The organism is Streptomyces sp. NPDC002004 (assembly GCF_053593975.1).
This window is the reverse complement of sequence record NZ_JBSFDP010000015.1, coordinates 162185-174017: the sequence shown is the minus strand read 5'-3', so window position 1 is coordinate 174017 and position 11833 is coordinate 162185. Positions and strand designations below refer to the sequence as shown.

Here is an 11833-nt window from a genome sequence, read left to right as displayed (position 1 = left end):
CCGTGTCAGGTGGTGCTGCCGGTGGGTGAGGCGGTGCCGGTGGTGGAGCGGATCGACGTGGCGGGCGAGGAGGAACTGCGCGCAGCACTGACGGAGCGCGCTGCCGCGTGCTTCGACCTGACCACCGAAGTCCCGTTACGCGTCACGCTGTTCCGCATCGACCGCCCCGGAGCGCCGGACCCCGACCCGGAACAGCAGGAACACGTACTGCTGTTCCTGATGCACCACATCGCGAGCGACGGCTGGTCGGTGGCGCCGTTGATGCGTGACCTCTCGGCTGCGTACGCGGCGCGCGCTGCGGGCCGCGGACCGGACTGGGAACCCCTCGCGGTCCAGTACGCGGACTACACGCTGTGGCAGCGCGAGCTGCTGGGCGAGGAGGACGACCCGGCCAGCCTGGTCTCCGAACAGCTCGCGCACTGGGCGAAGGAGTTGGAGGGCGTACCCCATCTGCTGGAACTGCCCCTCGACTACCCCCGCCCCGCCGTCGCCACCCACCGGGGCAGCACCGTCCCCCTCGCCGTCGACGCGGACGTGCACCGCAAGCTCGCCGCCCTGGCGCGCGAGACGGACACCACGCTCTTCATGGTGGTGCAGGCCGCACTCGCCGCGCTGCTCTCACGGCTCGGCGCCGGCAGCGACATCCCGCTGGGCACGGCGGTGGCGGGGCGCACCGACGAGGCGCTGGACGATCTGGTGGGCTTCTTCGTCAACACGCTCGTGCTGCGCACGGACGTGTCCGGCGACCCGACCTTCCGCGAACTCCTCGCCCGCGTACGGGAGACCGACCTCGCCGCGTACGCCCACCAGGACGTGCCCTTCGAACGCGTCGTCGAGGCGGCCCGGGTCCCGCGCGTCCTCTCGCACACCCCGCTCGCCCAGGTGATGCTGCACCTCCAGAACAACGCGGACGCCCCGCTCGCCCTGCCCGGTCTCCGGGTCACCGTCGAGCCGACCGCGCTGGAGGCCGCCAAGTCCGACCTCTCCGTCGGCCTGCGCGAACAGTTCACCGCCACCGGCGAGCCCGCGGGCCTGACCGGAACCCTGGAGTACGCCGAGGACCTCTTCGGCCGCCCGGGGGCCGAGGCCATCGCCCGCCGTCTGACCCGTATGCTGCACGCCGCCGCGGCCGACCCGGACCGGACCGTGGGCGCGGTCACCGTCCTGACGCCGGAGGAGCGCAGGCAGCTCCTCGTCGAGTGGAACGGCGCGGTGGTGCAGGCCCCCGAGGCCACGCTGCCCGAGCTGTTCGCCGCACAGGTGGCGCGCACCCCCGACGCCGTGGCCGTCGTGTGCGAGGGCACGTCGCTCACCTACCGGGAACTCGACGCACGCGCCAACCGTGTGGCCCGTCTCCTGATCGAGCGCGGCGCGGGGCCCGAGCGCTTCGTGGCACTCGCACTGCCGCGGACCGTGGAACTGGTCGTGGCGCTCCTCGCCGTGGTCAAGTCGGGCGCGGCGTACGTGCCGGTCGACCCCGCCTATCCGGCCGACCGGATCGCGTACATGCTCGACGACTCACGGGCCTCCCTCCTCGTCAGCACCACCGAGATCGCGGCCGGCCTGCCGCCCACGACGGCCCAGGCACTCCTGCTCGACGACCCGGCGACCCGGCGCGCCCTCGACGAGTACGCCCCCGGGCCCCTCACCGGCGCGGACCGCGGTCAACGGCCGGCGCCCGCAAGCCCCGCGTACGTCATCTACACCTCCGGGTCGACCGGCCGGCCCAAGGGCGTCGTCATCCCGCACGCCAACGTCGTGCGGCTGTTCAGCGCCACCGACGCCTGGTTCGGCTTCGGTCCGGACGACGTGTGGACGCTGTTCCACTCCTACGCCTTCGACTTCTCCGTATGGGAACTGTGGGGGCCGCTGCTGCACGGCGGACGGCTCGTCGTCGTCCCGCACGCCGTCAGCCGTTCCCCCGAGGACTTCCTGCGGCTGCTCGCCGACGAGCAGGTGACGGTCCTCAACCAGACGCCCTCGGCCTTCTACCAGCTGATGCAGGCCGACGCCGAACACCCCGACGTCGGGGACCGGTTGGCGCTGCGCCGGATCGTGTTCGGCGGCGAGGCCCTCGATCTCGGCCGGCTCGCCCCGTGGTACCGCAGGCACGACGACACCGCTCCCGTCCTGGTCAACATGTACGGCATCACCGAGACGACCGTGCACGTCAGCCATCTGGCGCTGGACGCCCGGGAGGCGGCGGGCCAGACCGGCAGCCTCATCGGCGGCCCCATCCCCGACCTGCGCGTGTACGTCCTGGGCGACCGGCTCGAACTGCTGCCGCCCGGCGTCCCCGGCGAGATGTACGTGGCCGGCGCCGGCCAGGCCCGCGGCTATCTGAACCGGCCCGCCCTGAGCGCGGAGCGTTTCGTCGCCGACCCCTACGGCCCGGCGGGCTCCCGCATGTACCGCACCGGAGACATCGCCCGCTGGACCCGTGGCGGCAGGCTCGAGTACCTGGGGCGCGGCGACGACCAGGTGAAGGTCCGCGGATTCCGTATCGAACTCGGCGAGATCGAGGCCGTACTGGAGACCCACGACACCGTCGCCCAGGCCCGCGTGCTCGTCCGCGAGGACACTCCGGGCGACAAGCGCCTGGTCGCCTACGTCGTGCCCGCGGCCGGGGGACCCGCGCCGCCCGCCCCGGCCGAGCTGCGCACCCATCTGTCCGGCGCCCTGCCCGACTACATGGTCCCGGCCGCCGTCGTCACCCTCGACGCACTGCCGCTGACGGCCAACGGCAAGCTCGACCACAAGGCGCTGCCCGCGCCGCAGTACACCTCGGCACGCTCCGGGGGCGCCCCGCGCACACCGCGCGAGGAGACCCTGTGCGGCCTCTTCGCGGACGTCCTCGGGATCGCCCGGCCCGGCATCGACGACAGCTTCTTCGAGCTCGGCGGCGACAGCATCAGCTCCATCCGCCTGGTCTCCCGGGCCCGCGCCGCCGGCCTGGACCTCACCGTCAAGCAGGTCTTCCAGTGCCGCACGGTCGCCGCGCTCGCCGCGGCAGCCGGCGAACTGGCGCCGGACGGCGGGAGCCGGGGCGCCGACGACGGCACCGGCACCTTCCCGATGACACCGGTCATGCACTGGCTGTACGCCCAGCAGGGCCCCGTCGAGGGCTTCAACCAGTCCGTGACGGTCCGCGTCCCCGCGGCACTCGGCGCCCAGCGGCTCACCCGCGCCGTACAGACCTGGATCGACCACCACGACGTGCTGCGGCTGCGCATGACCCGCACCGACGACGGCGGCTGGCAGCCGGAGACGGCCGCCAGGGGCGCTCTGCCCGCCGGCACCGTCGTACACCGGGTGGACATCACCGGACTGTCCGCGCAGGAGCGGGACGCGGCCCTGACCGAACACGGGGAGCGGGCACGGCGCCGGCTCGACCCGGCCGGCGGCACCGTGGTCCAGCTCGTCTGGTACGACGCAGGGGAGGACACCCCCGGACTGCTGCACGTCCTCATCCACCATCTCGCCGTCGACGGTGTCTCCTGGCGCATCCTGCTGCCCGATCTGCAGGCCGCCTGGGAGGCGGCACGGGACGACCGTGCACCGGTCCTCTCCGACGTGCGCACCTCGTTCCGGCACTGGGCCCGGGAGCTCCACGCGCAGGCTCAGAAGCCGGAGACGGAGGCCGGACTCCCGCTGTGGACGGACGCGCTGTCCGACCCTTGCAGTGCCGAACTGCTGCCCGGTATCAGGCCGTTGGACCCGGGCGCCGACACGGCGCGCACCGTCCGCGACCTGACGCTCACCCTGCCGCCGCGGCGCCTCGAACCGCTTCTGACGACCGTCCCCGCGTCGTTCCACGCCTCCGTCAACGACGTCCTGCTCACCGGCTTCGCCCTCGCCGTCCGGGAATGGCGCCGCCGCCGCGGACAGCTCGCGGCCAGGGGAGTCCTCGTCGACCTGGAGGGCCACGGCCGCGAGGACGTCGTGGAGGGCGCGGACGTGTCCGCCACGGTCGGCTGGTTCACCAGCATCCACCCCGTCCTGCTGACCCCCGGCCCGCTGCGCTGGGCGGAGCTCAGGGCGGGCGGGCCCGGTGTCGGGGCGTGCCTCAAGGCGGTCAAGGAACAGCTGCGCGCCCTGCCCGGCAACGGCGTCGGCTACGGCATGCTCCGCCACCTCAACCCGCGCACCGCGCCCCGGCTCGCCCACCTCGCCACACCGCAGATCGGCTTCAACTACCTGGGACGGTTCTCCGTGGCGGGCGGAGCCGACGACGGCCTGTGGACCATGGTGAACGCGCTGCCGTCCCCCGCCCCGCGCGACGCCGACGCGGCCGTCCCGCACGCACTCGAAGTCAACGCGATCACCGAAGACCTGCCCGGCGGCCCCCGGCTGCGCGCCACCTGGTCCTGGCCGTCCGGACTCCTCGACGAACCGGACGTGCGCGAGCTGGGCGAGCTGTGGTTCGAGGCGCTGGACGCCCTCGTCCTGCACACCGCGGGCCTCGACACCGGGCTGCACACGCCCTCCGATCTCTCCCTCGGCCTCTCCCAGGACGAGATCGACGCACTGGAAGCAGAACTGGGGATGCTCTGATGAAAAAGCAGTCCGTACTGGAAGACGTCCTCGCACTGACGCCCCTCCAGGAAGGCATGTTCTTCCACTCCTGGTACGACCGGTCCGACGGCCACGACGACGCCGACGGCACCGACGTCGATGTCTACGGCGTGCAGATGGTCCTCGACCTGACCGGCCCGCTGCGCGCGGACCACCTCAAGGCGTCGGCGGCGGCCCTGCTGCGGCGCCACCCCAACCTGCGGGCCGGCTTCCGCCAGCGGCCCGACGGCCAGCCGATCCAGGTGATCCACCGTGCCGTGCCGCTGCACTGGGAGGAACGCGACCTCGGAGCCGGGGGTGGTGACACCGAGCGGCTGCTGGCGGAGTTCCTCGCCGCCGACCGTGTCCGCCGCTTCCCGCTGGAGACGCCGCCGCTGATGCGGTTCACGCTGCTGCGGACCGCGCCCGACCGGCACCGGCTGGTCGTCTCCAGCCACCATCTGCTCCTGGACGGCTGGTCCAACTCGCTCCTCGTACGCGAGCTGTTCACGCTGTACGAACACGGTGGCGACGACGTGGCGCTCCCCCCGGCCGTGCCGTACCGCACCTACTTCGACTGGCTGGCGGCCCAGGACGACGACGCCGCCGAGGACGGCTGGCGGCGGGCGCTCGACGGGCTGCCCGGTCCTTCGCTGATCGCACCCGCCGACCCGGGCCGGGCCACGGTCCCGCCGGAGCGGGTGCGGGCCGTCTTCCCCGAGAACTTCGGCGGAGAGCTGGAACGGTTCGCCCGCGCGCGGGGCCTGACCGTGAACACCGTGGTCCAGGGCGCCTGGGCGGTCGTGCTCGGCCGGCTCACCGGCCGCGACGACGTCGTCTTCGGCACCCTGGTCTCCGGCCGGCCGCCGGAGATCGAGGGCATCGAGTCGATGATCGGGATGTTCATCAACACCGTCCCCGTCCGCGTCCGCCTCGACCCGTCCGCCCCCGTCCTCGCCACCCTCGAACGGCTCCAGCAGGAACAGCACGCGGGCCTCGCCCACCACCTCGGCCTCGCCCGGCTCCAGCGGATCGCCGGCGACGGGGACCTGTTCGACACCTTCCTCGTCTTCGAGAACTACCCCGGTGACGACGGCACCCGGCCCTCCTACGCGGGCGTACGCGTCGAGGTCGCGGGAGGCCACGACTCCGCGCACTACCCGCTGCGCCTCGTCGCCGGACTCACCGGTGAGCGGCTGGAGGTCGAGCTCGAACACCGTCCGGACCTCGTCGAGAAGGACGAGGCCGAGGCCGTGCTCGGCGCCCTCACGGCCGTGCTCGGCGCCATCGTCGGCGCACCCGAGCGGCACGTCGCCGACCTCGACTGCCCGCTCCCCGAGGGCTTCCGGCGCATGACGGCCGAGGCTCCCGCGACCACCGGAACCCCGCAGCGCACCACCGCCGCCACCGGCGCCACCGCGGTCACCGAGGACGTGCTCCGCGGGATCTTCGAGAGCGTCCTCGGCCGCCCCTGCCCGGGGAACGACGAGAGCTTCTTCGCCCTCGGCGGCCAGTCGCTCACCGCCGTCCGGCTGCTCGCCCGCATCCGCACCGTCTTCGGCGCGGAACTCCCCGTACGGACCGTCTTCGAGACACCGACCATCGCCGGTCTCGCCGCCCGGATCGCCGGCGCGGACACCAGCCGCCCCGCCCTGGCCCCGGCGGCCCGCCCCGAGCGGCTGCCCATGTCGTACGCGCAGCGCAGCCTCTGGTTCGCCTTCCAGCTGGAGGGCCCGAGCCCCACGTACAACATCCCGCTGCCGCTCCGGCTGCGCGGTGAGCTCGACCGCGAGGCGCTGACCGCGGCGGTGGCGGACGTGGTGGACCGGCACGAGGCACTGCGCACCCGCTTCGCCGACCGGGACGGCGAGCCCTGCCAGGTGGTACTTCCCGCCGACGCGGCGTCCGTCCCCACGGAGTTCGTCCCCGTCGACGGCGAGGCCGAGCTCGCGGCGGCGCTCGCCGAACGGACCGGGTACTGCTTCGACCTCGCCAGGGAGACTCCGCTGCGCATGACGCTGCTGCGGATCTCGGAGCACGAGCACGTCCTGCTGCTGCTCATGCACCACATCGCGGGCGACGGCTCGTCGCTCGCACCGCTCGTGCGGGACCTCGCCACGGCGTACGGTGCGCGCCGCCGGGGGGAGGCACCGCACTGGGAACCCCTGCCGGTGCAGTACGCCGACTACGCCCTGTGGCAACGCGAGCTGCTGGGCTCCGAGTCCGACCCCGAGAGCGTGCTCTCCCGGCAGATCGCCCACTGGAGCCGACAGCTCCAGGGCGCGCCGGAACTCCTCGACCTGCCGCTGGACCACCCGCGGCCCACCGTCGCCACCCACCGCGGAGCGACGGCCCCCTTCACACTGGACGCCGGAACGCACCAGCGGCTCGCCGACCTGGCCCGGCAGTCCGGAACCACGCTGTTCATGGTGCTCCAGGCCGGCCTCGGCGTGCTGCTGTCACGGCTCGGCGCGGGCACCGACATCCCGGTCAGCACGGTCGCCGCCGGCCGCACCGACGAGGCCCTGGAAGGGCTCGTCGGCTACTTCATCAACAGCCTCGTACTGCGTACCGACCTCTCCGGCGACCCGACCTTCCTGGAGCTCCTCGAACGGGTCCGCCGCACCGACCTCGCGGCCTACGCCCATCAGGACGTGCCCTTCGAACGCGTGGTGGAGGCGGTCAACCCCGCCCGTACCCTGGCGCACGCGCCGCTCGCGCAGGTCGCGCTCGTCCTGCAGAACACGGGCGCCGCCGCGCTCGAACTGCCGGGTCTGCAGGTCTCCTTCGAGGGGGACAGCGAGGGCGCCGCCAAGGTCGACCTGGCCTTCAACCTGACCGAGTCCCGCACGCACGACGGCCGCCCGGCCGGCATCGGCGGACAGCTCGAGTACGCCGCCGACCTCTTCGACCCGGCGACCGCCCGGCAGCTCACCGAACGCCTCGCCCGGCTCCTCGCGCACGCCGCCGCCGCGCCGAAGACCGCCGTCGGACGGCTCGACGTGCTCGGCGCGGACGAGCGCGGCGCCCTGCTCCAGGACGGCGGCCGGCGGCGCCCGGGTCCGCTGCCCGCCACCTTCCCGGAGCTGTTCGAACGCCAGGTGCTGCGGACCCCCGACAGCCCGGCCCTCGACACCGGCGCCACGGTCCTCAGCTACACCGAACTCAACGAGCGCGCCAACCGTGTGGCCCGGCTGTTCATCGCGCACGGGGCCGGCCCCGAGCGCCCCGTCGCCGTCGCCCTGCCGCGCGGGGCGCACCTGGTCGAGGCGGTCGTCGCCGTCCAGAAGGCGGGAGCGGTGTATCTGCCGCTGGACCCCGACTATCCGGCCGAGCGGCTGTCCGCGATGGTGGCGGACGCCGGCCCCGTCCTGCTGGTGAGCACCACGGGGCTCGCGGACGCGCTGCCGCGCCCCGACGGCGTCCCCGTGCTCCTGATGGACGACCCCGCGACCGCCGCCGCATGGGGCCGCCTGCCCGGCGGGGACGTCACCGACGCGGAGCGGACCACACCGCTGCGCGCCGAGCACCCCGCGTACACGATCTTCACCTCCGGATCGACGGGACGCCCCAAGGGAGTCGTGGTCCCTCACACCGGTCTCGCGGCCTTCGCCGCCAACCAGGCCGCGCACTACGCGACCGGGGAGGGCAGCCGCGCGCTCCAGCTCGCCTCGCCCAGCTTCGACGTGTCGGTGGCGGAGCTGTCCTGGTCGCTGCTGTGCGGCGGCTGCCTCGTCGTCCCGGAGTCCGTCCCCACCGGGGCGGAACTCGTCGAGGTCCTGCGCCGGCGGCGGATCACGCATCTGATGATCCCGCCGTCCGTCCTGGCGGAAGTGCCCCGCGCCGCACTGCCCGAACTGCGCGTGATGATCAACGGCGCCGAGGAACTCCCCGCGGAACTCGCCGAGTTCTGGGGCCGCGACCGCCTCCTCATCAACGCCTACGGCCCCACCGAGGCCACCTGCGACGTCAGCTTCGCGGTGCGCGATCCGCAGGCCGCGGGGCGCACGGCGGTCATCGGGCGTCCCATCGACGGGGCGCGGGTGTACGTCCTCGACCGGAACCTGGAGCCCGTGCCCGCCGGTGTGGTGGGCGAGCTGTACGTCGCCGGTTCCGGCGTGGCCCGCGGCTATCTGGGCAGGCCGGACACGACCGCCGAGCGCTTCGTCGCCGACCCCTTCGGCACCCCCGGCACCCGGATGTACCGCACCGGCGACCTCGCCCACTGGGACGCGGACGGGCAGCTGCACTTCCGCGGGCGCGCCGACAGCCAGGTCAAGGTGCGTGGCTTCCGTATCGAACCGGGCGAGGTCCAGGCCGCCGTGGGCAGCTGCGCCGGGGTGGCCCGCGCCGTGGTGACGGTCCGCGAGGACCGGCCGGGCGACCGGCGCCTGGTCGCCTACGTGCAACAGGAGCCGGGAGCCCCCGCGCTGAGCGTCGCCGCGCTGCGCGACGAGGTCGGCCTGCTGCTGCCGTCGTACATGGCGCCCTCCGCCTACGTCGTCGTCGACACCTGGCCGCTGACGCCCAACGGCAAGCTGGACCGCCGCGCCCTGCCCGCGCCCGCCCCGGTCCGGGGGCAGGCCACCCGGCCGCCGCGCTCCCCCCAGGAGGAGCTGCTGTGCGGTCTGTTCGCCGAGGTCCTCGGCGCCGAAGAGGTCGGCGTCGACGACAACTTCTTCGAACTGGGCGGCCATTCGCTCCTCGCCACCCGCCTCGTCCGCCGGGTGAAGGAGACGCTGGGCGGCTCCCCGGCGCTGCGCGACGTCTTCGCCGCACCGACCCCGGCGCGGCTCGCGGCCCAGCTCGCCGACGGCGGGGACGGCGGGTTCGACGTGATGCTGCCGCTGCGCAGCACGGGCAGCGCACCGCCGCTGTTCTGCGTGCATCCGGTCGCCGGATACAGCTGGCGGTACGCCGCCCTGCTCGGCCCCCTGGGTCCCGAACACCCCGTCTACGCCCTGCAGTCGAGGGGCCTGGACGGAGTGGAGCCGCTGGCGGAGTCGCTGGACGCGATGACCGCGGACTACGTCCGGGAGATCCGCGCCGTACAGCCCGAGGGGCCCTACCACCTGCTCGGCTGGTCGCTGGGCGGGATCATGGCCCACGCGGTGGCGACCGAGCTCCAGGCGCAGGGCCAGGAGGTCGCGCTGCTGGCCGTCCTCGACGCCTATCCGGCCCTGCCCGACGGGCCCGGCACGGGCGGGCCCGAGGAGATCCTCACCGAGATGTACGAGGGCTACGCCGCCATCCACGGGCTGCCCGAAGGCGCTCCGCAGGAGCCGCCGTCCACCGAGCTGATGCGGGCCCGGATCACCGACTGGCTCGGCCGCGGCGAGAGCGAACTGCGCCATCTCGACACCGCGCAGCGGGCGGTGGCGCTGGACGTCATGGTGAACAACGTGACCCTCACCAACGAGCGCGGACCGGGCCGCTTCCGCGGCCCGATGCTCCTGGTGGTGGCGACCCGGAAGCAGCAGGAGTGGACGGAGCCGCAGATGTGGAAGGAGTTCCTCGACGGCGAACTGGAGATCCGGGAAGTGGACTGCGAGCACTCCCGGATGCTCGATCCGGGACCGGTCGCCGAGATCTGCGCGGGACTCGCGCCGCGGATCGTCCGGTGACGGGAGTGCTCGGAGTGCTCGGCGGCATGGGGCCGCTGGCCTCCGCCGAGTTCCTGCGGACGGTGTACGGGGGGCGGTGGCCGGGGCCCGAGCAGTCCCGCCCCCGTGTGCTCCTCGACTCCGACCCGGCCTTTCCCGACCGCACCGAGGCGATCATGCGGGGCGAGGTGCGGGAGATGACGGGCCGGCTCGCGGACCGCATAGGGCAGTTGGTGGAGCGGGGCGCCGACCAGGTGGTCGTGGTGTGCTTCACGGCCCACCACTTCCTCCGGTACCTCGATCCGGCGCTGCGCGAGCGCGTGATGTCCCTGCTGGAGACGACCACGGAGGAACTCGCCCGCACCCGAGGCCGGTTCCTGATGCTCGCCACCGAGGGCAGCCGGCGGACCCGGATCTTCGAGTCGCAGCCCGGCTGGGAGGGTGTGGCCCGCCGGGTGGTGTGGCCCGACGAGGCCGACCAGGCGCGCGTGCACCGGCTGATCTACCGGATGAAGACCGAGGGGCCGCTGCCCCGCGAGGCGCTCGGCGAGGTGGAGCGCCTCCGCGAGCGCTACGACTGTGCGGGCGTCGTGCTCGGCTGCACCGAGTTCCACCTGGTCTCGGCGGAGCTGACGGCGCGGTACGGGGCCGACCGGACGGTCGACGCCCTGCGTACGCTCGCGGGCCGGCTCGCGGCCGGGGCGGTCGGCCGTCAGGTCGTGCCGAGCAGCCTGCCGAGCTCGCTGACCACGGAGGAGGCGTGCTCCATCAGGTAGAAGTGGTCGCCCGACAGGACCTTCAGCTCGAAGGGCCCGTCCGTCACCGCCGACCAGGCCCGCATGTCGTCCTCGTCGACATGCGGGTCGCGGTCGCCGAGCAGAGCGGTCACCGGGGCCTTGATACGGGGCACGGGGTCGGCGGGCCGGTAGTCGTCGATCAGCCGGTAGTCGCTGCGGATCATGGGCAGCAGCAACTCCCGCAGCTCCGGATGGTCCAGGGCGGCGGACAGCGTCCCGCCGAGCTCCATCACGTCCCGCACCAGCACCTCGTCGCTCTCCCGGGAGATCCCCGAGGGCCGCAGCCGTGCGGGCGCACCACGGCTGGACACCACCAGCCTCGTGACGGACTTGCCGTGCCGCTCCTCCAGCCGCATCGCCACCTCGTGGGCCACCGATGCGCCCATGCTGTGCCCGAAGAAGGCGAACGGCCGGTCCAGGGCGCCCAGCAGCGCATCGGTGATGCCGTCGGCGAGGTCGTCCATCCGTTCGGTGCACGGCACCGTGATCCGGTCCTCCCGGCCGGGGTAGCAGACCGCGACGAGTTCGACGTCCGCGGGCAGCCACTGCGGCCACCCGCGGAAGAAACTGGCGGCGCCGCCGCCGTGCGGGAAGCAGATCAGGCGCATCCGCGGGTCCGCCACGGCGCGGGGGCGGCGGAACCACTCCGGGTCCAGGAAGGCAGTCATGGTCGTCCTTCGGGGAGACGGCACAAGGAAGTAGCGCACCGTAGCGAGCGGCCCTATCGGTGTCCTATCACTGCCCCGCACGCCCCTGTCGGGAACCGGCCGGCGCGACCTCCGGGCCGCACCGGCGGACGACATGGGGGACCGCCGGCGCAGGGCATCGGGAACGGTCGCGGGCGACACCCGGCAGCGGGCGGTGGACGACACCGGACGA

Annotated in this window: 4 protein-coding genes; 3 read left to right on the top strand and 1 reads right to left on the bottom strand. The window is 73.7% G+C overall.

The window, feature by feature from the left end; genetic code table 11:
• The 3 genes from ACWCP6_RS22855 to ACWCP6_RS22845 all read left to right on the top strand — a co-directional run.
• Positions 1-4554 (top strand): amino acid adenylation domain-containing protein (locus ACWCP6_RS22855; protein ID WP_450934342.1); only part of this gene is annotated, 4554 nt, incomplete at its 5' end.
• Entirely contained in the window at positions 4554-10178 is a 5625-nt protein-coding gene (locus tag ACWCP6_RS22850) for an amino acid adenylation domain-containing protein (RefSeq protein WP_450934341.1), read from the top strand. The genes ACWCP6_RS22855 and ACWCP6_RS22850, both read left to right, overlap by 1 nt.
• Positions 10175-10933 carry an aspartate/glutamate racemase family protein gene (locus ACWCP6_RS22845; protein WP_450934340.1) on the top strand — a complete coding sequence of 253 codons (759 nt, stop codon included), beginning with the start codon at positions 10175-10177 and terminating at the stop codon, positions 10931-10933. The genes ACWCP6_RS22850 and ACWCP6_RS22845 overlap by 4 nt, the downstream gene beginning before the upstream one ends.
• Here ACWCP6_RS22845 and ACWCP6_RS22840 read toward each other — a convergent pair.
• Positions 10870-11622, bottom strand: coding sequence for a thioesterase II family protein (locus tag ACWCP6_RS22840; RefSeq protein WP_450934339.1), 753 nt, complete (start codon positions 11620-11622; stop codon positions 10870-10872). The two genes, ACWCP6_RS22845 and ACWCP6_RS22840, sit on opposite strands and share 64 nt — an antisense overlap.
• Positions 11623-11833: the final 211 nt, after the last annotated feature.